The sequence below is a fragment of the Amycolatopsis sp. NPDC003865 genome (genome assembly GCF_053605345.1).
The window spans coordinates 73,211-96,526 of sequence record NZ_JBSGJA010000004.1; the positions used below are offsets into that span (position 1 = coordinate 73,211).

Here is a 23,316-nt window from a genome sequence, read left to right on the forward strand (position 1 = left end):
GGACTCGGTAGAACGCTCTAACGAACGCGTATCCTCGATCGCGTGGCAGGGACCAAAGAACGCATCATGGCCGCCGGCGCGGAACTGTTCCGGCGCAACGGCTACAGCGGTACCGGGCTGAAGCAGATCGTCGCCGAGGCCAACGCGCCCTTCGGGTCGCTCTACCACTTCTTCCCCGGTGGCAAGGAGCAGCTCGGGCAGGAGGTCGTCCGGACCTCCGGGCTCGCCTACATCCAGCTCTTCGACCTCTTCATCGCGCCCGCTCCCGATCTGATCAGCGGCATCGAAGCCTTCTTCGCCGCCGGGATCGCCACGCTCGAAGCCACCGACTACGTCGAAGGCTGCCCGATCGCGACCGTTGCCCTCGAGGTCGCCTCCACCAACGAACCGCTGCGGCAGGCCACCGCCGACGTCTTCACCGCCTGGATCGAGGCCGGGACCGAGAAGTTCGCGAAGTTCGGCATCGGCACCGAAGCCGCGCGCACCCTCACCATCACCGCCGTCAACAACCTCGAAGGCGCCTTCGTCCTCTGCCGCTCGCTGCGGGACACCGAGGCCATGGCCGTCGCCGGGGCCGCCACCGTGGACGTCGCCCGGCGGCTACTCGACGAGAACGCACAACTTTAGTCGGTAATCCAACACGAATACTCAAAATGGCGCTTGACCGCGCAGGACCCGACACCGATGCTGCGTGCAGTGGTCCAGACAACGCCGTCCGGTTGGAGCCGCCATGCGCCGAGTCTTCGCCGTCCTTGCCGCCGTCCTGGCGGGCGCCGCACTCAGCAGCCCGCCCGCGCAAGCCCTCGAAAACGGGCTTCTGCGCACACCCCCGATGGGGTGGAACACCTGGAACACCTTCGAGTGCGACATCAACGAGACGCTCGTCAAGCAGACCACCGACCTCATGGTCAGCTCCGGGATGCGCGACCGCGGCTACACCTACGTCAACCTCGACGACTGCTGGATGACCAAGACGCGGGACGGCAACGGCAACCTCGTCGCCGACTCCGCCAAGTTCCCCAGCGGCCTCAAGGCCCTCGGCGACTACATCCACGCCCGCGGGATGAAGTTCGGCATCTACGAGAGCGCCGGCACCGAAACCTGCCAGCACTACCCCGGCAGCCTCGGCCACGAGCAGGCCGACGCGAACCTCTTCGCGAGCTGGGGCGTCGACTACCTCAAGTACGACAACTGCGGCAGCCCCGCCGGCGAAACCCAGCAGGACTACGTCCGCCGCTACTCCGCGATGCGCGACGCGCTCAAGGCCACCGGCCGCCCGATCGCCTACAGCATCTGCGAATGGGGGAACTTCAGCCCGTCGACCTGGGCGCCGGACGTCGGCAACCTGTGGCGCACCACCGGTGACATCACCAACAACTGGGGCAGCATCGACTCGATCTACCGCCAGAACGTCGGCCTCGCCTCGGCCGCGAAGCCCGGCGCCTGGAACGACCCCGACATGCTCGAAGTCGGCGACGGCATGGACTTCCAGGAGGACCGCGCCCACTTCACGCTCTGGGCCGCGATGGCCGCACCGCTGATCGCCGGCGCCGACCTGCGCTCCGCCAGTGTCGCCACCTTCTCGACCTACCTCAACGCCGACGTCATCGCGATCGACCAGGACCCGCTCGGCAAGCAGGCGACGCGGATCGCCACCGGGAACGGCCTGGACGTGCTCAAGAAGCCGCTGCAGAACGGCGATGTCGCCGTCGTGCTGTTCAACGAAAACAGCACCACGAAGACCGTCTCGACGACCACCGCCGCGGCCGGGCTGCCCGCCGCGTCGAGCTACCGGCTCACCAACCTGTGGTCCAAGGAGCAGACCACCAGCACCGGCACGATCAGCGCGAACGTCCCGTCGCACAGCACGGTCATCTACCGCGTCACGGCGAACGCTAGCGGCAGCAACCCAGCGAAAGCACTGCAGGGAGCGTCGTCCTCACGCTGCATCGACATCAACGGCAACGTCACCACGCCCGGCACCAAGGTCGACATCTGGGACTGCGACGGCGGCCCGAACCAGACCTGGACGTTCACCGGCGCCGGTGAGCTGAAGTCCGCAAGCGGCCTCTGCCTCGACGCCAGCGAGGGCGGCACCACCGCCGGGACCAAGCTGATCGCCTGGACCTGCCACGGCGGCGCGAACCAGAAGTTCCAGCTCAACCCCGACGGCTCGATCACCGGCACCCAGACCGGCCTGTGCGTCGACGTCACCGGCGGCGACAAGCCCGCCGGCAACCTCAACGGCGTCCAGCTCGAGCTCTGGGGCTGCAACGACGACGCCAACCAGAACTGGCAGCTCAGGTAGCGGTCAGGTGCTCCGGCCGGACCGGGACGCGCGTGAGCGCGAGCCCGGTCGCGGCCCGGATCGCGGCCACGATCGCCGGGGTCGACGAGATCGTCGGCGGTTCGCCGACCCCGCGCAGGCCGTACGGCGCGTGCGGGTCCGGGCGCTCCAGGACGTCGATGCTCATCGGCGGCATGTCCAGGACCGTCGGGATCAGGTAGTCGGTGAAGGAGGGGTTCCGGATCTTCCCGCCGGAGGTCTGGATCTCCTCCATCACCGCGAGCCCGAGGCCCTGCGCCGAACCGCCCTGGATCTGGCCCAGCACGGCTTGCGGGTTCAGCGCCTTGCCGACGTCCTGGGCGCAGTCCAGCGCGACCACCTTCACCAGGCCCAGCTCGGTGTCGACGTCGACGACCGCCCGGTGCGCGGCGAACGCGTACTGCACGTGCGCGGTGCCCTGCCCGGTCTCCGGGTCCAAGGACGAAGTGGGCCGGTGCCGCCACTCCACGGTCTCGTCGTAGACGTCGTCGCCGAGGACGTCCACCAGGTCCGCGACCACCCGGCCGTCGGCCGCGACGAGCTTGCCGCCGACCACCCTCGTCCTGGCATCGAACCGGGACAGCAGCTTCGTCCGCACCGCACCGCACGCGGCCTGGACCGCGCCGCCGGTGACGTACGTCTGGCGCGACGCCGACGTCGAGCCGCCGTTGCCGATCGAGGTGTCCATCGGCAGGATCGTCACCTGGTCGACGCCCAGCTCGGTCCGCACGATCTGCTGCATGATCGTCACGAGGCCCTGGCCGACCTCGCAGGCCGCGGTGTGCACGGTCGCCGCCGGTTCGCCGCCGACCAGCTGCAGGCGCACCCGGGCCGTCGAGTAGTCGTCGAAGCCTTCGGAGAAGCAGACGTTCTTGATCCCGACCGCGTACCCGACCCCGCGGACGACGCCTTCGCCGTGCGTCGTGTTGGAGACCCCACCGGGCATGTGCCGCAGGTCGAACGGCCGGTCCGGCGGCAGCGGCATGTCCCGCACGCGGGACAGCAGCTCGGCGACCGGCGCGGCAGAGTCGACGACCTGACCGGTGGGCATCAAGTCGCCTTCGCTCATGGCGTTGCGGACGCGGATCTCCACCGGGTCCAAGCCGCACGCGGCCGCGAGCTTGTCCATCTGCGACTCGTAGCCGAACGCCGCCTGCACGGCACCGAAGCCGCGCATCGCGCCACACGGCGGGTTGTTCGTGTACGTGCCCCAGCAGTCCACCGAGACGCTGTCCACTTTGTACGGACCGACGCCGAGCGTGGCGGCGTTCGCGACCACCGCGCCCGTCGAGGACGCGTACGCGCCGCCGTCCAAGTACAACCGCGTACGCACGTACACGAGACGCCCGTCCGAAGTAGCGCCGTGCTCGTAGTACATCTTCGCCGGGTGGCGGTGGACGTGACCGTAGAAGGACTCTTCGCGGTTGTAGACCATCTTCACCGGCTTGCCGGTGTGCAGCGCCAGCAGGCACGCGTGCACCTGCATCGACAGGTCCTCGCGGCCGCCGAACGCGCCGCCGACGCCGCCGAGGGTCAACCGCACCTTCTCGACGGGCAGGCCCAGCGCGGCCACGATCTGCTGCTGGTCGACGTGCAGCCACTGCGTGGCGACGTACAGGTCGACGCCGCCTTCGGTGTCCGGCACCGCCAGCCCGGACTCCGGCCCGAGGAACGCCTGGTCCTGCATGCCGACCTCGTACACACCCGAGACGACGACGTCGGCGGCGAGATCTTGCGGACCGCGGCGGATCTTCACGTGCCGCACGACGTTGCCGCCCTCGTGCAGCGAAGGCCCTTCGCCCGCGACGGCCGCTTCGGAGTCCGTCACCGGCTCCAGTTCCTCATAGGTGACGGCGATCCGCTTCATCGCCCGCCGCGCGGTCTCCGGGTGGTCGGCGGCGACCAGCGCGACCGGTTCGCCCTGGTAGCGGACGACGTCGGACGCGAGCACCGGCTGGTCGGCGTGCTCCAGGCCGTAGCGGTTCACGCCGGGGACGTCTTCGTGCGTCAGCACCGCGTAGACGCCCGGCACCGCCAGGGCTTCGGCGATGTCGATGCCGGTGATCCGCGCGTACGGGTGCGGGCTGCGCAACGTCACGCCCCACACCATGTCCTCGTGCCACAGGTCCGAGGAGTAGGCGAACTCGCCGCGCACCTTCACCGTGCCGTCGGGGCGGCGCGGTGACGCGCCGACGCCGTTCACGGTCTGCGTGGTGACGGAAGTGGTGGTCATCTGCCCTCCCTCAGCCGGGCGCTCGCGGCCGCCAGCTCGCGAGCGATCTCGGATTCGTCGGCTTCGCGCAGGGTGCCGTCCTCGACGACGGCCTTGCCGCCGACGAACAGCCGGCGCAGCGGCGGGGTCGTGCCCAGCACCAGCGCCGCGACCGGGTCGGTGATGCCCGCGTAGTTCAGCCCGGTCAGGTCCCAGACGGCGAGGTCGGCGAGCTTCCCGGGCTCGATCGAGCCCAGGTCGTCGGCGCGGCCCAGGCAGCGGGCGCCGCCCATCGTGCCCATCCACAGCGCTTCCCGCGTGGTCAGGCCGCGCGGGCCGCCGCGCTGGCGGGCCTGCAGCAACGCCTGGTGCAGCTCTTCGCCGAGGCCGCCGGACTCGTTGGACGCGGCCCCGTCGGCGCCGAGCCCGACCGGGACGCCGGCGTCGAGCAGGTCGCGGACCGGGGCGATGCCGGCACCGATCCGGCCGTTGGACGTCGGGCAGTGCGCCGAGCCCGTGCCGGTCGCGCCGAAGCGGCGGATCGCCTCGGGCGCGAGGTGGATGGTGTGCGCGAGCCAGACGTCGTCGGCGAGCCAGCCGAGCTTGTCGGCGTACTCGGCGGGCGTGCAGCCGACCTCGGCGAGGCACTGCTTCTCCTCGTCGACGGTCTCGGCGAGGTGGGTGTGCAGGCGGACGCCCTTGCGGCGGGCCAGCTCGGCCGCGCCGGACATCAGCCGCTCGGTGACCGAGAACGGCGAGCACGGGCCCGCGGCGATCTGCAGGTGCGCGCCGGCCGAATCGTCGTGGAAGCGCTCGATCGCCGCTTCGGTGCCGGTCAGCGCGTCCTCGGTCGATTCGACGAGGTTGTCCGGCGGGAGGCCGCCGTCGGACTCGCCACGGTCCATCGACCCGCGCACGACGTGCAGCCGGACGCCGATCCGCTGCCGGGCCGCGGCGAGCGCCGCGACCTGGTCGCCGCCGTCGCGCGGGAAGACGTAGTGGTGGTCGGCGACGGTGGTGCAGCCGGTCAGCGCGAGGCGCGCCATCCCGGCGGTGCCCGCGGCGTGGGTGATCTCGTCGTCGAGGCGCCCCCAGACGGGGTAGAGCGCGACGAGCCACTCGAACAGCGTGTGGTCGGCGGCCAGCCCGCGGGTCGCCCACTGGTAGAGGTGGTGGTGGGTGTTGATCAGGCCGGGCGTCACCAGGCAGCCCGAGGCGTCGACGCGCTCGTCGAACTCGCCCGTGTACACGCCTTCGCCGACTTCGGCGATCCGGTCGTTCTCGACGACGACGTGGCCGGACGCGTGTTCGGGGCCGCTGACGGTGGCGATCGCCGCGTTCGCGATGAGGGTCTTCACGCGACACCGCCCTTCGCCACCGCGCGCACCGCGTCGAGGATCTTTTCGTAGCCGGTGCAGCGGCAGAGGTTGCCCGCGAGGGCCTCGCGGATCTCCTCGTCGGACGGGTCCGGCACGCGGTTCAGCAGGTCGTGCGCGGCGACGACCAGGCCGGGGGTGCAGAAGCCGCACTGGACCGCACCCGCGTCCACAAAGGACTGCTGGACCGGGTCGAGGGTGTCGCCGTCGGCCAGCCCTTCGACCGTGACGACCTCGCGGCCCTCGGCCTGCCCGGCCGCGACCAGGCAGGCGCACACCGGGACGTCGTCGAGGTAGACCGTGCAGGAGCCGCACTCGCCCTGTTCGCAGGCGTTCTTCGAGCCCGGCAGGCCGAGCCGCTCACGCAGGACGTAGAGCAGGCTTTCGCCTTCCCAGACGTCGTCGGCCTGGCGTTTCTCGCCGTTGATCGTGACATTCAGGCGCATGCGCGCTCCCCCGTCCGGTGTTCGTCCCAGGCCCAGGTCAACGTACGCCGCGCTAGTACCCCGAGCGCGTGCTTTCGATACGCGGCGCTGCCCCGGACATCGTCGATCGGCTGGGCGGCCGCGCCGACCAGCTCCCCGAAGCGCCGCTTCAGGGAGTCGGGCAACGCTTCCGACGAGTCCCACGGCAGCTCGGCGGCCAGGAACTCCTCGGCTTCGCGGGCGTGGCGCGGCGTCGGCGCGGCGGATCCGATCGCGGCACCGACGCGGCCGTCGCGCAGGGCGAGCCCGAACGAGCAGACCGCGATGACCATCGCGTTGCGCGTCCCGACCTTGGCGAACTGCTGCGGCCCGGCGTGCGCGGGCAGGTGGACGGCGGTGATCAGCTCGTCCGGCTCGAGCGCGTGGCGTTTCACGCCGACGTAGAACTCCTCCGCGCGGAGGATCCGGGTCCCTCGGACGGAGGCCACCTCGACCTGCGCGTCGAGGGCCAGCAGCACCGGGTGGGTGTCGCCGGCGGGCGACGCGGCGCCGAGGTTGCCGCCGACCGTGCCGCGGTTGCGGATCTGCGGCGAGCCGACCGTGCGCGAGGCCATGGCCAGCGCCGGGACGGATTCACCCACCTCGGCGATCACGCGGGTGTACGGGACGCCGGCGCCGAGCCGGACCGTGCCGTCCGATGTGGACCACTCCGCCAGCTCACCGACCCGGGTCAGGTCGAGCAGGGCGTCCGGGCGCCGGTGGTCGAAGTTCAGCTCGACCATGACGTCGGTGCCGCCGGCGATCGGCACGGCGTCCGGCCGCTCCGCCTTGAGGGCGAGGGCCTCGGCGAGCGTCGTGGGACGCAGGAACTCCACTCTTGCTCCTTCGTGAGGGCGATAGACCAGTAGACGCCGAACCCGGCCCGGGCGGCAACGGCACGGCGCATGAAACGCACAGGAGCGAAACCGGGGTGGTTTGTGCTTTCCTACAAGCCTGATGACGACCGTGAAAACTCTGCTGGGCCTCCCCGGTCTGCGGCTGCGCCCGCGGGCCGGGGCCGAGCTGCTCGACCGCCCGGTGACGCGCATCTACGTCACGGAGCTGCCCGATCCCGGACGGTACCTGTCGGCCGGTGAGCTGGTGCTTTCCGGCCTGCTCTGGTGGCGGCGCCCGGGCGACGCCGAGCCGTTCGTGGCCGCGCTGGCGCGCTCGGGGGCGGCGGCGCTGGCGGCGTCCGGCGCCGACTCCGGCGGGATCCCCGGCGATGTCGTCGAGGCCTGCGAGCGGCACCGGATCCCGCTGCTCGAAGTGCCGGCCGACCTGTCGTTCTCGGTGATCACCGAGCAGGTGGTGCTCGCGCTGGCCGCCGCGTCCGAGAGCGCGCGCAAACGTTTGCAGGCCGCCGCGGACGCCCCCGTCGAGACGCTGCTGGAGCGCGCGTCCGCGGAGTTCGGCCTGCCCTGCTGGGTGCTGTCGGGGCTCGGCCGGGTCGTCGCGGGGGCGTCCCCGCTGCCGGTGCCGGCGCCCGACGTCGTCCGCCGGTACGCGGCGAAGGAAGCCGGGTCGCTGACCGTGGTCCCGGTCGAGGGGCGGCACGCCGTGCCGTGGCTGGTCGCCGTCGGCGGGCCCTTGACCACCGCGCAGGCGGAGCTGGCCGAGGAGCTGGCCGGGCTCGTCGGCGTCACCCGGGCGCGGTCGGTTCCGCCCGACGCCGAGGTGCCCGATGAGGCGCACGTCGTCGCGTTGCGAACCGAGGGCAGCGACGAGAGCCGGGACGTCCTGCGGGAACTGCTGCCGGACGGCAGGCTGCTGGAGTCCACTGGGGACACTTCCTACGCGGCGGTGCGACGGTGGCCCGGCTCGGCCGGACTGTCCACTGTGGAGCCGTTGTTGCGGGCCTCACGGATCCTGTGCGGGGTGGGCGATTGCGGCCCGCGGGCCGAGGCTTCCGCGACGGCGCGGTACGCCCTGAACGTCGCCGCCGGGCGCGCGGGACGCGTCGTGGTCGTCGAGGCCGGCGAGGTCGACGCGCACCGGCTGCTGCTGGCCGGGGCGCCGGAGGGGCTGCGCGCGGCGTTGCGGCGCCGCGTCCTCGGGCCGCTGCTGGACTACGACGCCGAACAGCACACGGACCTCGTGCACACGGTGCGGGTGTTCCTGGAGTGCTCGGGCTCGCCGACGCGGGCGGCCAAGGCGCTGCACGTCCACGTCAACACCCTGCGCTACCGCATCGGCCGGGCGGGCGAACTGCTCGGCGCGGACCTGACGGAGTTCACCGACCAGCTCGACGTCTACCTCGCGTTGGGCACGGAGGAGTGAAGTGGAGATCACGTCGGCACAGCAGGCCGGCTACGACCCGCGGGTGCTCGCGTTCGGGCGGCTGCAGGGCGCGGCGAACCGGCTCGAGTACCTGCTCGGGCGGGCGCTCGAGCGCGAATGCGGTATCACGCACCTGATGTACGAGGTGCTGCTGATCGTCGGCCGCACGGGCCCGGACGGGCTGACGATGCGGTCGATCGCCCAAGAGCAGGTCCTGACGACCGGCGGTGCCACCCGGCTGGTCGACCGGATGTCGGCGCTGGGACTGGTGACGCGCACGGTTTCGCCGGACGACGGCCGCGTCCAGCTGGTGCGGCTGACCGAGCTGGGCGAGGAGACCACGGTGCGGGCCAGCCGGGTGCACGTGGAGAACATCGAGCAGTTCTTCTTCAAGCCCTTGCCGCCGGAGCACCGCGAGCGGTTCGCGGAGGATCTGCGGATCTTGAGCCACTTCGCGCGGGACGCCCTGCCACGGCTGCGTTAGAGCGACGCCGCGGCCAGTCCCAGGAAGAGCAGCGGGGCGACGCCGGTGGCGAACTTGCGGGCCCGCAGATGGGCGATGATCGCGCCGACGTAGAAGAGGATCAGGCCGATCGCGGCGGCGGTCGCTACCGGCGTGATTCCGAGCAGGCCCAGGGCGAGGCCGGCCGCGCCGGCGAGCTTGAGCGTGCCCAGCACGGGGAGCCAATTCGGCGGGAGGTCGACGGCTCGCGACGTGGCGAGGACGAACTTCGCCTTGGCCAGGTCGGCGAGGCCGATGGCGGCGTTGAGGACGATCGTGGTGACGACGAGTGCGGTGTGCATGCCTTCCCGACGGGCGGCCCGCCGGGAAGGTGACTCACACTTCGCGGCGGGCGTACTTCTCCAGCTCCGGCCGCCCGAAGGACGACTCCGCCTCGTCCAGCGCGCCGCAGTCCAGCCCGCGCAGCAGGTACACCGACAGGGCCTGCGCGGTCGCCGGCTCGTCGAGCACGCCCCCGGCCTGCTTGTCCGCATACGCCCGCAACCGCTCCACCGCCGCCGGGAACCCCTCGCGGTAGAACGTGTACGTCGCCGCGAACCGCGTCGGCAGCTGGTGCGGGTGCAGGTCCCAGCCCTGGTAGAACCCGCGCTCCAGGGACCGCCGGACCAGCCGCAGGTGCTCCGCCCACGCCGAGGGCAGCGCGTCGCCGACCGGGAGGCGGTTCGTCGACCCGTCCGACAGCCGGACGCCCGTGCCCGCCGCCGAAACCTGCATCAGCCCCTTGGCCAGGTCCGCCGCCGGGTGCTCCATGCTCTGGTACGCCGCCGCGATGCCCAGGCCCGCGCTGTAGTCGTACGTCCCGTAGTGCAGCCCCGCGCACCGGCCCGCCGCCGCCCGCACGATCCGCGGCACCGACAGCGTCCCGTCGATGTCCACAATGGACTGGGACGTCTCGATCTGGACCTCGAACCGCAGCGTTCCCTCGGCGAGCGCGTACGCGGATTCCAGCCGTGCGAGCACTTCCGCGGCCACGGACACCTGCTCGATCGCCGTCACCTTCGGGAGCGTGACGACGAATCCCGGCGGCAGCGAGCCGTGCTCCAGGAGGCCGGTGAGGAACAGGTCCAGCGTGCGGATCCCCCGCCGGCGCGTCGCCGCTTCGAAACTCTTGAAGCGGATGCCCGAGAACGGTGTCCCGCCGGTCGTCGCCAACGTCCGGCCGGCCGCGAGCGCCGCCGCGTCCTCGACGTCGTCGGGGACGCGGCCGTAGCCGTCCTCGAAGTCGATCCGGAGGTCCTCGATCGGCTCGGTCAGCAGTTTCGCGCGGACGCGCTCGAACACGTCCGCGCCGACGCCGAGGAGGTCGCCGTGCTCGATGAACACGCGCATCGCCTGTTTGCCCCAGTCGGCCACCAGGCGCGTCTTGTACACCGACGCCGGCACGTACACCGTGTGCACCGGCTGCCGCCCCGGCCGCTCCCCCGGGTACGACGCCGCGACGCGCGCGTCGGCCTCGGCCAGGCGCGCGTCGGCGGCGTCGTAGACGTCCTCGGGCAGGCGCACTACTTGATCCGCTCGTACGCGGGCAGCGTCAGGAAGTCCGGGAACTCGTCGGCCAGCGCGACCTGCTCGAACAGCTCGATCGCCGGCAGCAGCCGGTCGGCCGGGATCTCCCGGGCCAGCTCGCCGCGGACGTCCGTGAGCACCCCGCGCACCAGCTCCTTCGTCACGACGTCGCCGGTGTCCAGCGTGGTCCCGTTCTTGACCCACTGCCAGATCTGCGACCGCGAGATCTCCGCCGTCGCCGCGTCCTCCATCAGGTTGTGGATCGCCGCCGCGCCGTTGCCGCTCAGCCAGGACGCGATGTAGCGGACGCCGACGTCGACCGCGGCACGCAGGCCCGCCGCCGTCGCGCCGCCCGGCGTCGAAGCGACGTCCAGCAGCTGGTCGGCGGTGACGCTCACCTCGTCGCGGGTCCGGTCGAGCTGGTTCGGCTTGTCGCCGAGGACCTTGTCGAACTCCTCCTTGCAGAGCTCGACCATGCCCGGGTGGGCGACCCAGGAGCCGTCGAAGCCGTCGCCGGCCTCCCGCGACTTGTCCGCGTGCACCTTCTCGAAGGCACCCTTGTTGACCTCGGGGTCCTTGCTCGGGATGAACGCGGCCATGCCGCCGATCGCGAACGCGCCGCGCTTGTGGCAGGTGCGCACGAGCAGCTCGGTGTAGGCGCGCATGAACGGCGCGGTCATGGTGACGGAGTTGCGGTCCGGCAGCACGAACTTCTCGCCCGCGTCGCGGAAGTACTTGATCACGCTGAACAGGTAGTCCCAGCGGCCGGCGTTGAGGCCGGACGCGTGCTCGCGCAGCTCGTAGAGGATCTCCTCCATCTCGAACGCGGCCGGGATGGTCTCGATCAGCACGGTCGCGCGGATGGTGCCGTGCTCGATGCCGAGCGTCTTCTCGGCGTGGGTGAAGACGTCGTTCCAGAGCCGCGCTTCGAGGTGGCTCTCCATCTTCGGCAGGTAGTAGTACGGGCCCTTGCCGCGCTTGAGCGACTCGGCCGCGTTGTGGAAGAAGTGCAGGCCGAAGTCGACGAGCGCGCCGACGGCTTCGCGGCCGCCGAAGGACAGGCCGCGCTCGGGCAGGTGCCAGCCGCGCGGGCGGACCACGATGGTGGCGTGCTCGACGTCGTCCTTCAGCGCGTAGCTCTTGCCGCCGCGCTCGAGGGTGATCGTCTCGCGGACGGCGTCGTACAGGTTGACCTGGCCGGACACGACATTGGCCCAGTGGGGCGTGTTGGCGTCCTCGAGGTCGGCGAGCCAGACCTTGGCGCCGGAGTTGAGCGCGTTGATGGTCATCTTGCGCTCGGTCGGCCCGGTGATCTCGACGCGGCGGTCCCGCAGCGCCGGTGGGGCGCCGGCGACCTGCCAGTCGCCCTCGCGGATCTCCTTGGTCTCCGGCAGGAAGTCGAGCCTGCCGGTGGTCCGGGCCTCCTCGCGCCGCTTGCCGCGCGCCTCGAGCAGCTCGTCGCGGCGGGCGGCGAAGGCGTCGTGCAGGCCGGCGAGGAAGTCGAGCGCCTCCGTGGTGAGGATCTCGTCGCCGCGCTCGACCGGCTCGCCCAGCACCTGGACTTCAGAAGACATGGGGAAACACCTCGAAGGTTCGGAATCTTGGATAACGGCCCTACGGTTTTCTACCAGCCGGACTATAGTTTCTGCATAGCGGAACCTCAACGCCGACGTAAGGAGGGCCACCGGTGGCAGCGGAGAAGAACGGGCGCGACGGCGGCGTCCAGTCCCTGCAGCGTGCCTTCGAGCTGCTGGAACACCTCGCGGACACCGGCGGCGAAGCCAGCCTGTCCGAGCTGGCGACGTTGTCGGGGCTGCCGATGCCGACGATCCACCGCCTCATCCGCACCCTGGTCGACCTCGGGTACGTCCGGCAGAACACGAACCGCCGCTACGCGCTGGGAGCCCGGCTCATCAGGCTGGGCGAGAACGCGAGCATGCAGTTCGGCGCGTGGGCGCGGCCGTTGCTGGCGGAGCTGGTCGAGGAGGTCGGCGAGACGGCGAACCTGGCGGTCCTGGAACGCGACGAGGTCGTGTACGTGTCCCAGGTGCCCTCGAAGCACTCGATGCGGATGTTCACCGAGGTCGGGCGGCGGTTGCTGCCGCACGGAACGGGCGTCGGCAAGGCGATGCTGGCCCACCTGCCGGAAGCGGAGGTGCGATCGTTGCTTTCGCGGACGGGCATGCCCGCGTACACCGAGCACACGTTCACCGACCCGGACGCGCTGGCGGTCGAGCTTTCGCGGATCGCTTCGCAGGGGTACGCGCTGGACGAAGCGGAGCAGGAGCTGGGGGTTCGCTGCGTCGCGGTGGCGGTGCCGGGCGCACCGGTCCCGGCGGCGGTTTCGGTGTCGGGCCCCTCGGGCCGGCTGACCGCCGAGGCGGTGGCGCACATCGCCCCGGCGGTGCAGCGGGTGGCCGACGCACTCGGCGCGAGCTTGTCCCAGACGGCGGTCACGGTCTGACGGAGAGCGAGATCCGATCACTCACTGTGCGATCGGGCCGGCATCGTGGGATGCGTGGACCTTCCGGCACGCGCCGATCGGGCCGGTGAGATCCGGTGGCTCCTAGCGGTGAAGACAACGCTTCTCGACGCCGTGCGGGAAGCTCAACGTCGGCAAAGTGAGCAGCTCGGATGTGCGACGGCCGCGAGCCGCGACCTCGCGGCCGGAATCGACGACCTCGGACGCACGCTCGAAAAAGGATTCGCCGATTTGACCGTCAGGATCGAGCACATCACCCAGCTCGTCCGGCGCCTCGGTGCCGAGGACTGACCACTTACTTCAGCTCTCCCTTCAGCAGATCCATCAGCAGGCCGTCGTGCCAGGTGCCGTCCGGCGCGCGTTCGTAGTCGCGCATCAAGCCCACCGGACGGAATCCCACCTTCGTGTACACCCGGATCGCCGTCTCGTTGGCCGCCGCCGGGTCGATCGTCAAGCGGTGGTGGCCTTCCTCGAACAAGTGACGGGCGAGGGTGCGGAGGGCGTCGGTACCGATACCGCGGCCGTGGAAGCCCGGGTGCACCGAAATGTCGATGCCCGCGTGGCGGTACTGCGGATCCAGCTCCTCACAGCTCTGGATCACCCCGACGACGGTCTCGCCCAGTTCGATGGCGTAGACGGCGTAGCCCTCTTCGACGGTGTACAGGCCTTCGGTCTCGTGGTCCGGGTCGCCCCACCAGCGGGCGACCTCCGGCGTGGCCAGGATTTCGCGCAAACGAGCGCGGTCCGTTGCGACGATCGGGCGCAGCCGCACCCGCTCGCCGGTGATGACAGGCATGATGGTTCCTCACTCTTGTAGCGGATGACGGCTTCGGGACGTCTGCTACGAGGAGGGGCACGTGCGGTCGTGCGTCAACCGGGCATACCCGGGATTCTGCGCCGGCGCGGACCGCCCGTCACCTGGTTTTCCGCCGGAGGGAGCCATCGATGGAACCGCAGCTGACCTGGCTCGCCGCCGCGAACGTCGTGGACCAGCTCGTCGACCGCGCGCTCGACGGCCTGCCGTCCCCGCCGGTGTGGCCGCGCCCGCCCAAGACGGCCGCGGGCACGGTCGAGATCACCGTCCGCCACCACTCGGCGGCGAAGGTCCGCACCCCGGTGATCCTCACGCTGCAGGAAGAGGACAGCCGCACCGGCACGGCGTTTTCGGTGGTTCTCGGCCACACCGCCCGCATCGCGATGCCGGGCGGCCGGTACTTCGGGGCGGCGATGGTGGTCGACCCGGCGCGGCGGACCCTCGACGGGATCGGCTGGTCCAAGCTGGCGGTGGGACCCCGGCGGACGTCCCCGCTGGTCATCCCGGTCCAGCGCCCGTCGACGCAGACGATCTACCGGCTGGGCCTGCGGAAGACGGACGGAACGCCGCTGTTCCGGCTCTAACCGAGCAGGGCGTCCACGAACGCGCCCGGTTCGAACGGCGCGAGGTCGTCCGGCCCCTCACCCAGGCCCACGAGCTTCACCGGCACCCCCAGCTCCTTCTGGACCTGGAACACGATGCCGCCCTTGGCGGTGCCGTCCAGCTTCGTCAGCACGATCCCCGTCACGTCGATGACCTCGGCGAACACCCGGGCCTGCATCAGCCCGTTCTGGCCCGTCGTCGCGTCCAGGACCAGCAGCACCTCGTCGACCTTCGCCTGCTTCTCCACGACGCGCTTGACCTTGCCCAGCTCGTCCATCAGGCCCGTCTTCGTGTGCAGGCGGCCCGCCGTGTCGACCAGGACCGCGTCCACGCCCGTGTCCACGCCGCGCTTGACCGCGTCGAACGCCACCGCCGCCGGGTCCGCGCCTTCCTTGCCGCGCACGACCTCCGCGCCCACGCGCTCGGCCCACGTCTGCAGCTGGTCGGCCGCCGCCGCGCGGAACGTGTCCGCCGCGCCCAGCACCACCGTCTTGTCCTGGGCCACCAGGACGCGCGCGAGCTTGCCCGTGGTCGTCGTCTTGCCCGTGCCGTTCACGCCCGCGACCAGGACCACCGCCGGCTGCTTCGTGCCGTCGACGATGTGCGGCAGCGCCCGCACCGCGCGCTCGCTGTCGGTCGACAGCTGCGACGTCAGGACCTCGTGCAGCACCTCGCGCGCCTCGGCCGACGACCGGATCGCGCGCCGGGAGAGCTCGTCGCGCAGCCGCTCGACGATCTGGTTCGTCGTGGCCGCGCCCAAGTCGGCCATCAGGAGCGTGTCCTCGACGTCCTGCCAGGAGTCTTCGTCGAGGTCGCCGGCGCCGAGCAGGCCCAGCAGGCTCGTCCCGAACACCGACCGCGACTTCGCCAGCCGGCCGCGCAGCCGCTCCATGCGGCCCGTCGCCGGCTCGATCTCCTCGACCGGAGCGGCGGCGGGAGCGGCCGGCGCCTCCGGAGGCGCTTCGGGCAGCTTGACGTCGCGGACCGTGCGCTGCGCCGAATCGCGCGGCACGGCGGCGTCGTCGCCGACCGCGGGCTGGCCGTCGACTTCCGGCCGGTCTTCGACCGGGTGCTCGGGAGCCTCGCCGCCGGGCGCGAGCGCGATGCCCCCGCTGGCCGCGTAGGAGCCGCCTTTCGGTTTCTCCTCGACCTCGCGCTTCGCGTCCAGGCTGATCCGGCGCTTGCGCGCGACCAGCAGGCCGGTCACCAGGATGGCGACCAGCACGACGACGGCGATGACCACGAACAGGAACCAGGTGCTCGACACCCGCCCATCCTTTCATCCGCACCGCGCCGTCCCGGACACCCCGTCCACACAGGCAATTCGTAACGACGTAGATCCCGATTGGGGCAAGACTTCACCACGTGGGTTGCGTCACGCGGCGGGCCTGCACTAAACCCCTCCGGATGGGGAATCGCGCGAGCCACGGGTTTCGGGTGATCGGCCTGCTTTCGGGCACGTCGGTCGACGGCATCGACGTGGCCGCGGCCGACCTGCACGCCGAAGACGACACGGTGGTCCTGACGCCGCTGGGCGAGCTCGACGTGCCGTACCCGGACCCGCTGCGCGAGGCCCTCCTCGCCGCGCTGCCGCCGAACCCCTGCACCGCCGGCGAGCTGACGCGGCTCGACACCGGCGTCGGGCAGGCGTTCGCCGACGCGGCCGCGCGCGGTGCCGAAGAGCTGGCCGGCGGCGGCGCCGACCTCGTCGCCTCGCTCGGCCAGACGGTCTTCCACTGGGTCGAGGACGGCCACGTCCGCGGCACGTTGCAGCTCGGCCAGCCGGCCTGGATCGCCGAGCGCACCGGGCTGCCGGTGCTGGCCGACCTGCGCGCCCGCGACGTCGCCGCGGGCGGCCACGGCGCTCCCCTGGCGAGCACGCTCGACCAGCTCTGGCTGCGCGGCCTCGCCCGCGACACCGGTCACCCGGTCGCCGCGCTCAACCTCGGCGGGATCGCGAACATCACCGTCGTCGCCGGGGAAGAGCCGGCGATCGCCTACGACACCGGGCCCGCCAACGCCCTGCTCGACATCGCCGCGTACCGCGTCGCCGGACAGCGCAGCGACGTCGACGGACGGCTCGCGTTCGGCGGCTCGGTGCGCTCCGACCTGCTCGTCCGGCTGCTCGCCGACCCGTACTTCGCCGCCGAGCCGCCGAAGTCCACCGGCAAGGAGCACTTCAACGCGCCCTACCTCGACGCCGCCCTCGCCGGGCTGCCGCCGGTGGATCCGGGCGACCTGCTGGCGACGCTCACCGAGTTCACCGCGGTGACCGTCGCGGGCCAGTGCCTGAGCCACGGCGTCACGACGGTCGTCGCCTCCGGCGGCGGGGTCGCCAACCCGGCGCTGATGGCGGCGCTGGCGCGGAACCTGTCCGACGCGGTGCTCAAGACCAGCGACGACCTCGGCCTGCCCGGCGACGGCAAAGAGGCGTACCTGACCGCGCTGCTGGGCTGGCTCACCTGGTGCGGCGTACCCGGTAGCGTCCCGTCGGCGACCGGTGCGCGCGGGCCGCGCCTGCTCGGCGCGCTCGTCCCCGGCGCCGGGCCCCTGAACCTTCCCGCCCCGCTGGGGGGCACCGTGACGCGGTTGCGAGTCGCGGAGAAGGCCGGATGAGTGTAGGAGAAGTCCATGCGCGGTGTTGACCTCGCGATCATCGTGGTCTACCTGGCGGCGATGCCGCTGATAGGCGTGCTCGTCGGCCGGAAGCAACGGTCGGCGGCCGACTACTTCGTCGGCGAGCGCAGCCTGCCGTGGGGCGCGGTGATGCTGTCCGTGGTGGCCACGGAGACCTCGACGCTGACCGTGATCAGCACGCCGGGCCTCGTCTTCGGCAACGCGTTCCTGTTCCTGCAGCTGGCTTTCGGCTACATCATCGGCCGGACGGTCGCCGCGTTCGTGCTGCTGCCGCGGTACTTCCGGGGCAACCTCGTGAGCGCGTACGCGTTCCTGGGCAAGCGCTTCGGCTCGGGCCTGCAGGGTACGGCGTCGGTGACGTTCGTGATCACGCGGCTGCTCGCCGAGGGCGTGCGCCTGTTCGCCGGGGCGATCCCGATCAAGGTGATCCTCGGGCACTACAACATCCACCTCGACTACTGGGTGATCGTGGTGATCCTGACCGCGCTGACGCTGATCTACGCCTACATCGGCGGGATCAAGGCGGTCGTCTGGGTCGACGTCATCCAGCTGTCGCTGTACCTGGGCGGCGCGGCGGTGGCCGCGATCGTGCTGCTGAACAAGCTGCCGTCCGACTGGGCGACGCAGGCGTCGGCGGACGGCAAGTTCATGCTCGTCGACTTCACGAAGAACCTGCTGACCAGCCCGTACGCGTTCGTCACGGCGGTGCTCGGCGGCGCGGCGCTGTCCATGGCCTCGCACGGCGCCGACCAGCTGATCGCGCAGCGGCTGATGGCCACGCGCAGCCTGCGCGACGGTCAGAAGGCGCTGATCGGCAGCGGCATCATCGTCACCATCCAGTTCGCGCTGTTCCTGCTGGTCGGGGCGATGCTGTGGGTGTTCAACGGCCGCAAGTCGGTCGCGCAGCTGGGCCTGCAGAGCCCGGACGACGTGTTCTCGCGGTTCATCATCGACGACCTGCCGGTCGGCGTGTCGGGCCTGCTCATCGCGGGGGTGCTCGCCTCGACCATGGGCGCACTGGCCTCGGCGCTCAACGCCCTCTCGACGTCCACAGTGGCCGACCTCTACCAGCGCTTCACCAAGCGCTCGCCGGAGGATTCGAAGCTGCTGCGGCACGGTCGCATGTGGACGCTGATCTGGGCGGTCGTGTTCGCGGTGTTCGCGTCGCTGTTCTCCACGACGAAGAACTCGGTGATCGAGCTGGGGCTCGCCATCACCGGCTACACCTACGGCGCGCTGCTCGGGTCGTTCCTGCTCGGCCTGCTGGTCAAGAAGGCGCGGCAGGCGGACGCGATCATCGCGTTCGTCGCCACGGTCGTGGTGATGGCGTTCGTCATCCTCGGGGTGAAGTTCAGCGCGAAGACCGGCGGGCTGATCGGCATCGACTTCAGCAAGGCCGCCGGGGACAAGGTCGCGCTGGCCTACCCCTGGTACACGCTGCTGGGCGTGGTGATCACGCTGGTCGTGGGCGGGTTGCTGGCCCTGCGCCACCGGACGCCGGATCCGAAGGCGGCCGAGGCGGAAGCCGCGGGCGAGGCGGCAGAGGTCCCCGCCGCCTGATCCTTCTGAACCGTTTCCGGCGGGCGCCCGTGTCGATCTGCGGGAGCCCGCCGAGAAGCGGCGGGAGGACTTCGAAGGTGGACTTCATGAAGCGGATGACGGTGGCGCTCGCGATCGGCGCCCTGCTCGTGGGTGGCGCGGCGACGGCTTCGGCGACCCCGGCGGGCGCGAAGGTGCCGGACGCGATCAAGGTCCCGGCCGGCAACGTCGCGCTGGCGAGCTACCCGGCCGAGGGCGTCCAGATCTACGGCTGCACGAACGGCGCGTGGGCGCTGATCCAGCCCGCCGCGGTGCTCACCAAACACGGCAAGCCGGTGGCCCTGCACAGCAAGGGCCCGGTGTGGACGTCCGTTGTGGACGGCAGCACGGTCGGCGCGTCGGCCGTGGCCAACGCCCCGCGTGACGGCGCGATCCCGGAGCTGCTGCTCAAAGCGAACCTCAACACCGGCGACGGGATCTTCGGCAAGGTGACCTACATCCAGCGGCTGAACACGCGCGGCGGCGTCGCCCCGGCGGGAACCTGCACGGACGGCGCGCAGACCGCCGTGCGCTACTCGGCCGACTACGCCTTCTGGGTCGCCGGATAAGCGGATGTGACCCCCTCTCCCGCTCCCGTACGCTGGGAGCGGGAGAGGGGGTCTCATGGGGTTCTTCATCGGGATCGGCGCGGTTCTGGCCGTGCTGCTGGTCATCGCGCTCGTCCTGGACCGGTCGGACCGCAAGCGGGGCGTGAAGCACGGCATGCTCCGGCCCGGCGGACGGCCGCCGCAGCTGGGCGACGCCGGCAGCGTCGGCAACGACCTCAGGCACTACGAGCCGCGCGTGCGAGGCGAAGACCGGCGTGCGCCGCGCGAGGACGAGATGTGACCCGGGTCAGCTGACCGGGACCGGCTCTTCCTCGGCGGTGCGCAGGCGCTGCGAGATCACCTTCGTGATGCCGTCGCCCTGCATGCTCACGCCGTAGAGCGCGTCGGCGATCTCCATGGTCGGCTTCTGGTGGGTGATGATGATCAGCTGCGACGAGTCGCGCAGCTGCTCCAGCAGCCCGATCAGCCGGCGCATGTTGGTGTCGTCGAGCGCGGCCTCGACCTCGTCCATGACGTAGAAGGGTGACGGCCGGGCGCGGAAGATCGCGACCAGCATGCCCACCGCGACCAGCGACTTCTCGCCACCGGACAGCAGCGACAGCCGCTTGACCTTCTTGCCCGGCGGGCGCGCTTCGACGTCGACGCCGGTGCTGAGCAGGTCGTCCGGCTCGGTGAGGACCATCCGGCCCTCGCCGCCGGGGAAGAGCACGCCGAAGACCGTCTCGAACTCGCGGGCGACATCGGCGTAGGCGCCGGCGAAGACCTCGAGGATCTTCTCGTCGACCTGCTTGATGACCGCTTCGAGGTCCTTGCGGGTGTCCTTGAGGTCTTCCAGCTGCGTGGAGAGGAACTTGTACCGCTCCTCCAGCGCCGCGAACTCCTCCAGCGCGAGGGGGTTCACCTTGCCCAGCAACGACAGGTCCTTCTCGGCGCGCTTGGCGCGGCGGGCCTGGGTGTCGCGGTCGTAGGGCATCGGCGGCGGCGGGGTGACGTCCTCGCCGCGCTCCTTGGCCGCCTCGTACTCGGCCATCTCGCCCGCGCTCGGCGGGACCGGGACGTCCGGGCCGTACTCCTGCACCAGGTCCGTGAGGCCGATGCCGAAGTCCTCGGCGATCTTCGCTTCCAGGGTCTCCAGCCGCAGCCGCTGCTCGGCGCGCAGCACCTCGTCGCGGTGGACGGCGTCGGTCAGCTTCTCCAGCTCGCCGGTGAGCTCGCGGACCTTGGCGCGGACGCCGGTCAGCGCCTGCTCGCGGCTCTGGCGGCGGGCCTGGACCTGGTCGCGTTCGGTGGCCGCGCGCTGGACGGAGTGCTCGATGCGTTCCAGCGCGATCTCGCCGCCGTTGACGACGGCGTTGGCGATCTCGGCGCCGCGCTTGCGGGCCGCGGCGGCGCGCTCGGCGCGTTCCCGGGCCTGCTGCTCGGCGTGCGCGGCGCGGCGGAGCCCTTCGGCCTTGCCGGCGATGCTGCGCGCCCGCTCCTCGGCCGTGCGCTGCGCGAGCCGCGCTTCCATCTCCTCCTGCCGGACGACGGCCAGCTCTTCGGCGGCGGCGTCGCGCTCGGCGGTGTCCGGGTCGTCCTCGACGGGCTGCTCGGCGACGGCGGCGAGGCGTTCCTCCAGCTCGGCGAGCTGGGCGAGGGCCTGCTCGCGGCTCTGTTCGACCTTCGCGCGCTGGCCGGCGAAGCGTTCGACCTCGGCCTGCGCCTGGCGGGCCGCCTGCTGCAGCCGGTTGAGCCGCTCCGACGACCGCGCCTTGCGGACCTTGGCCTCGCCGAGGGCGTCCTTGGCCTGCGACACCTCTTCGCGCCGCGCCTGCTGCTCGGCGCGGGCGCCTTCCAGCTCGGCCGCGTAGCGCTCCAGCTGGCGTTCGGCGGTGCGAAGCCGGTCGCCCGCCTCGTCGACGGCGGCCTGGACCTCGATGACGCTCTCGCGCTTGCCGGAGCCGCCGATCGCCCAGCGGGCGCCGAAGACGTCGCCTTCGGCGGTGACCGCCCGCACCTCGGGGTGCACCGCCACGAGGTGACGCGCGGCGTCGAGGTCGCGGACGATGGCCAGCTTGTCGAGGGCCTGCTCGACGGCGGGGCGCAGCTGCGCCGGCGCCGTGACGACCTCACGAGCCCAGCGCGCGCCTTCCGGCAGCGACGGCCACGAGTACGTGTCCACAGTGGACTCAGGCCCGCCGAGCAGGATGCCCGCGCGGCCGGAATCCGTTTCCTTCAGGTACTTCAGGGCGCGCAGGGCGTCTTCGCCCCCGGTGACGGCGACGGCGTCGGCCACCGGGCCGAGCGCCGCGGCCAGCGCGACCTCGTAGCCGGGTTCGACGGTGAGCAGCGCGGCGACCGAGCCGAGCAGGCCCGGCAGCTCGTGGGACGCGCCGAGCAGTGCGCCCGCGCCGTCCTTGCGCCGCAAGCCCATCGACAGCGCCTCGACGCGCGCCTTCTCCGACGCGATCTCGCGCTCGGCGGCGCGTTCGGCCTTGACCAGTTCTTCGACGCGCGCCTTGGCGGCGTTGTTGGCCTCGACCGCGCGGTCGTGGCGGTCCATCAGGCCGGCGTCGTCGGACTCCTCGACGCCGCCCTCGGCCTTGGCCATTTCCAGCTCTTCGACGGCGATCTCGGCGCGCTCGGCGGCCTCTTCGAGGGAGACGCTGAGGCGGTCGATCTCGTCGGAGGTGGCGCCGTTCTTGCTGCGCAGCGCCTCGACCTGGCCGGTCAGCTTGGCCATGCCCTCGCGGCGGTCGGCGATCGCGCGGACGGCGGCCCAGTGCGCGCGCTCGGCGGCCTGGACGCGCTGTTCGAGGTCTTCGCGGCGCAGCACGGTCTGGGCGAGCAGCTCCCGGGCCTCCATGACGGCCTCGTTGAGCTCTTCTTCCTGCTCGGCGACGCGCTCGGCCTCTTCGAGCAGCTCTTCGGGGTCGCGGCCGCCGGTCGACGTCGCGACGTCGGCCGACAGGTGGCGCTGGCGCTCGATCGCCAGGCGGACGGTGCCGCGCAGGCGCTCGGCCAGCGCGGACAGCTTGTACCAGGTCTCCTGCGCGGTCTGCAGCAGCGGCGCGTCCTCGGCGAGCGAGGCCTCCAGCTCGGCTTCTTCGGCGGAGACGATCTCCAGGTGCTGCTCGACCTCGGCGCGGCGCTGGCGGGCGGTCTTCTCGTCGGCCTCGTCGCGCGCGATCGTGTCCCGCTGGGTGACCAGGTCGTCGGCGAGCAGGCGCAGGCGGGAGTCGCGCAGCTCGGACTGCACGGACTGGGCCTTGCGGGCGATCTCGGCCTGCTTGCCCAGCGGCTTGAGCTGGCGGCGCAGCTCGGTGGTGAGGTCGCCGAGGCGGTCGAGGTTGCCCTGCATGTTGGCCAGCTTGCGCAGGGTCTGTTCCTTGCGCTTGCGGTGCTTGAGGACGCCGGCGGCCTCTTCGATGAAGGCGCGGCGCTCCTCGGGCTTGGACTCCAGGATCGCCGAGAGCTGGCCCTGCCCGACGATGACGTGCATCTCGCGGCCGATGCCGGAGTCCGACAGGAGTTCCTGGACGTCCATCAGGCGGCAGCGGTCGCCGTTGATCTCGTACTCGCTCGCGCCGTCGCGGAACATCCGGCGGGTGATCGACACCTCGGAGTACTCGATGGGGAGCGCGCCGTCGGCGTTGTCGATGGTGAGGGTGACCTCGGCGCGGCCGAGCGGGGCGCGGCCCGCGGTGCCGGCGAAGATGACGTCCTCCATCTTGCCGCCGCGCAGGTCCTTGGCGCCCTGGGTGCCCATGACCCAGCGCAGGGCGTCCAGCACGTTGGACTTGCCGGAGCCGTTCGGCCCGACCACGCAGGTGATACCCGGCTCGAAGCGCAGCGTGGTGGCCGAGGCGAAGGACTTGAAGCCCTTCAGCGTCAAGCTTTTCAGGTGCACTGGGTGCTGACCCCTCTGGCTGCCGGTACTGGCGGTTCAATCGTCCCAGGCTACCCG

The 23,316-nt window shown here is 71.6% G+C and carries 21 protein-coding genes; 11 read left to right on the plus strand and 10 right to left on the minus strand.

Annotated elements, in window-relative coordinates; genetic code table 11:
- Positions 1 to 42 precede the first annotated feature (42 nt).
- Positions 43 to 627: a TetR/AcrR family transcriptional regulator gene (locus tag ACWEVP_RS11935; protein ID WP_452062550.1), complete on the plus strand. Its 585-nt coding sequence runs from the start codon at positions 43 to 45 to the stop codon at positions 625 to 627.
- A gap of 103 nt (positions 628 to 730) precedes the next feature.
- Complete coding sequence (locus ACWEVP_RS11940) at positions 731 to 2,308, plus strand: glycoside hydrolase family 27 protein (protein ID WP_452062551.1); 1,578 nt, start codon at positions 731 to 733, stop codon at positions 2,306 to 2,308.
- Here ACWEVP_RS11940 and pucD read toward each other — a convergent pair.
- Genes pucD through ACWEVP_RS11960 form a run of 4 tightly spaced genes read right to left on the minus strand, consistent with a single transcriptional unit; the run spans position 2,301 to position 7,214 of the window.
- Positions 2,301 to 4,559, minus strand: a complete 2,259-nt coding sequence (pucD, locus tag ACWEVP_RS11945; protein ID WP_452062552.1) for a xanthine dehydrogenase subunit D — start codon at positions 4,557 to 4,559, stop codon at positions 2,301 to 2,303. The genes ACWEVP_RS11940 and pucD overlap by 8 nt on opposite strands.
- A complete protein-coding gene (locus tag ACWEVP_RS11950) occupies positions 4,556 to 5,896 on the minus strand; it encodes an 8-oxoguanine deaminase (protein WP_452062553.1) in 1,341 nt (446 codons plus the stop codon). The genes pucD and ACWEVP_RS11950 overlap by 4 nt, the downstream gene beginning before the upstream one ends.
- Positions 5,893 to 6,360: a (2Fe-2S)-binding protein gene (locus ACWEVP_RS11955; RefSeq protein ID WP_452062554.1), complete on the minus strand. Its 468-nt coding sequence runs from the start codon at positions 6,358 to 6,360 to the stop codon at positions 5,893 to 5,895. The genes ACWEVP_RS11950 and ACWEVP_RS11955 overlap by 4 nt, the downstream gene beginning before the upstream one ends.
- Entirely contained in the window at positions 6,351 to 7,214 is an 864-nt protein-coding gene (locus tag ACWEVP_RS11960) for an FAD binding domain-containing protein (RefSeq protein ID WP_452062555.1), read from the minus strand. The genes ACWEVP_RS11955 and ACWEVP_RS11960 overlap by 10 nt, the downstream gene beginning before the upstream one ends.
- Positions 7,215 to 7,335: 121 nt before the next feature.
- Between ACWEVP_RS11960 and ACWEVP_RS11965 the strand changes: the two genes are divergently transcribed.
- The gene (locus ACWEVP_RS11965) at positions 7,336 to 8,658 is read left to right on the plus strand and encodes a PucR family transcriptional regulator ligand-binding domain-containing protein (protein WP_452062556.1); all 1,323 of its coding nucleotides are present in this window, start codon (positions 7,336 to 7,338) and stop codon (positions 8,656 to 8,658) included.
- A 1-nt stretch (position 8,659) separates the two neighbouring features.
- Entirely contained in the window at positions 8,660 to 9,142 is a 483-nt protein-coding gene (locus ACWEVP_RS11970) for a MarR family winged helix-turn-helix transcriptional regulator (RefSeq protein ID WP_452062557.1), read from the plus strand.
- On the opposite strand, the gene ACWEVP_RS11975 is transcribed toward ACWEVP_RS11970, so the two are convergent.
- Genes ACWEVP_RS11975 through aceB form a run of 3 tightly spaced genes read right to left on the minus strand, consistent with a single transcriptional unit; the run spans position 9,139 to position 12,261 of the window.
- Positions 9,139 to 9,462 carry a DoxX family protein gene (locus ACWEVP_RS11975; protein ID WP_452062558.1) on the minus strand — a complete coding sequence of 108 codons (324 nt, stop codon included), beginning with the start codon at positions 9,460 to 9,462 and terminating at the stop codon, positions 9,139 to 9,141. The two genes, ACWEVP_RS11970 and ACWEVP_RS11975, sit on opposite strands and share 4 nt — an antisense overlap.
- Before the next feature lie 34 nt (positions 9,463 to 9,496).
- A complete protein-coding gene (locus tag ACWEVP_RS11980; RefSeq protein WP_452062559.1) occupies positions 9,497 to 10,684 on the minus strand; it encodes a DUF6986 family protein in 1,188 nt (395 codons plus the stop codon).
- Positions 10,684 to 12,261 carry a malate synthase A gene (gene aceB, locus ACWEVP_RS11985; RefSeq protein WP_452062560.1) on the minus strand — a complete coding sequence of 526 codons (1,578 nt, stop codon included), beginning with the start codon at positions 12,259 to 12,261 and terminating at the stop codon, positions 10,684 to 10,686. The genes ACWEVP_RS11980 and aceB overlap by 1 nt, the downstream gene beginning before the upstream one ends.
- A gap of 113 nt (positions 12,262 to 12,374) precedes the next feature.
- Here aceB and ACWEVP_RS11990 point away from each other — a divergent pair, with 113 nt between their 5' ends.
- Both ACWEVP_RS11990 and ACWEVP_RS11995 read left to right on the plus strand, forming a co-directional pair.
- On the plus strand, positions 12,375 to 13,151 hold the full coding sequence (locus ACWEVP_RS11990) for an IclR family transcriptional regulator (protein WP_452062561.1): 777 nt from the start codon (positions 12,375 to 12,377) through the stop codon (positions 13,149 to 13,151).
- A gap of 54 nt (positions 13,152 to 13,205) precedes the next feature.
- A complete protein-coding gene (locus ACWEVP_RS11995) occupies positions 13,206 to 13,460 on the plus strand; it encodes a hypothetical protein (RefSeq protein ID WP_452062562.1) in 255 nt (84 codons plus the stop codon).
- Between the two features lie 4 nt (positions 13,461 to 13,464).
- Here the strand turns inward: ACWEVP_RS11995 and ACWEVP_RS12000 are convergent, their stop codons facing one another.
- The gene (locus ACWEVP_RS12000) at positions 13,465 to 13,965 is read right to left on the minus strand and encodes a GNAT family N-acetyltransferase (RefSeq protein ID WP_452062563.1); all 501 of its coding nucleotides are present in this window, start codon (positions 13,963 to 13,965) and stop codon (positions 13,465 to 13,467) included.
- A 149-nt stretch (positions 13,966 to 14,114) separates the two neighbouring features.
- On the opposite strand from ACWEVP_RS12000, the gene ACWEVP_RS12005 reads away from it, so the two are divergent.
- On the plus strand, positions 14,115 to 14,567 hold the full coding sequence (locus tag ACWEVP_RS12005; protein ID WP_452062564.1) for a hypothetical protein: 453 nt from the start codon (positions 14,115 to 14,117) through the stop codon (positions 14,565 to 14,567).
- On the opposite strand, the gene ftsY is transcribed toward ACWEVP_RS12005, so the two are convergent.
- Entirely contained in the window at positions 14,564 to 15,853 is a 1,290-nt protein-coding gene (gene ftsY, locus ACWEVP_RS12010) for a signal recognition particle-docking protein FtsY (protein ID WP_452062565.1), read from the minus strand. The two genes, ACWEVP_RS12005 and ftsY, sit on opposite strands and share 4 nt — an antisense overlap.
- A 140-nt stretch (positions 15,854 to 15,993) precedes the next feature.
- Here ftsY and ACWEVP_RS12015 point away from each other — a divergent pair, with 140 nt between their 5' ends.
- From ACWEVP_RS12015 to ACWEVP_RS12030, 4 genes are all read left to right on the plus strand, one after another.
- Entirely contained in the window at positions 15,994 to 17,202 is a 1,209-nt protein-coding gene (locus tag ACWEVP_RS12015) for an anhydro-N-acetylmuramic acid kinase (RefSeq protein ID WP_452062566.1), read from the plus strand.
- A 15-nt stretch (positions 17,203 to 17,217) separates the two neighbouring features.
- Positions 17,218 to 18,783 (plus strand): sodium:solute symporter, encoded by a 1,566-nt coding sequence (locus ACWEVP_RS12020; RefSeq protein WP_452062567.1) that lies wholly within the window; start codon positions 17,218 to 17,220, stop codon positions 18,781 to 18,783.
- Between the two features lie 86 nt (positions 18,784 to 18,869).
- Positions 18,870 to 19,370: a DUF3455 domain-containing protein gene (locus tag ACWEVP_RS12025; protein ID WP_452062568.1), complete on the plus strand. Its 501-nt coding sequence runs from the start codon at positions 18,870 to 18,872 to the stop codon at positions 19,368 to 19,370.
- Positions 19,371 to 19,425: 55 nt separating this feature from the next.
- On the plus strand, positions 19,426 to 19,650 hold the full coding sequence (locus tag ACWEVP_RS12030) for a hypothetical protein (RefSeq protein WP_452062569.1): 225 nt from the start codon (positions 19,426 to 19,428) through the stop codon (positions 19,648 to 19,650).
- A 6-nt stretch (positions 19,651 to 19,656) separates the two neighbouring features.
- Here ACWEVP_RS12030 and smc read toward each other — a convergent pair whose 3' ends face one another.
- The gene (gene smc / locus ACWEVP_RS12035) at positions 19,657 to 23,259 is read right to left on the minus strand and encodes a chromosome segregation protein SMC (protein ID WP_452062570.1); all 3,603 of its coding nucleotides are present in this window, start codon (positions 23,257 to 23,259) and stop codon (positions 19,657 to 19,659) included.
- Between the last annotated feature and the right edge of the window lie 57 nt (positions 23,260 to 23,316).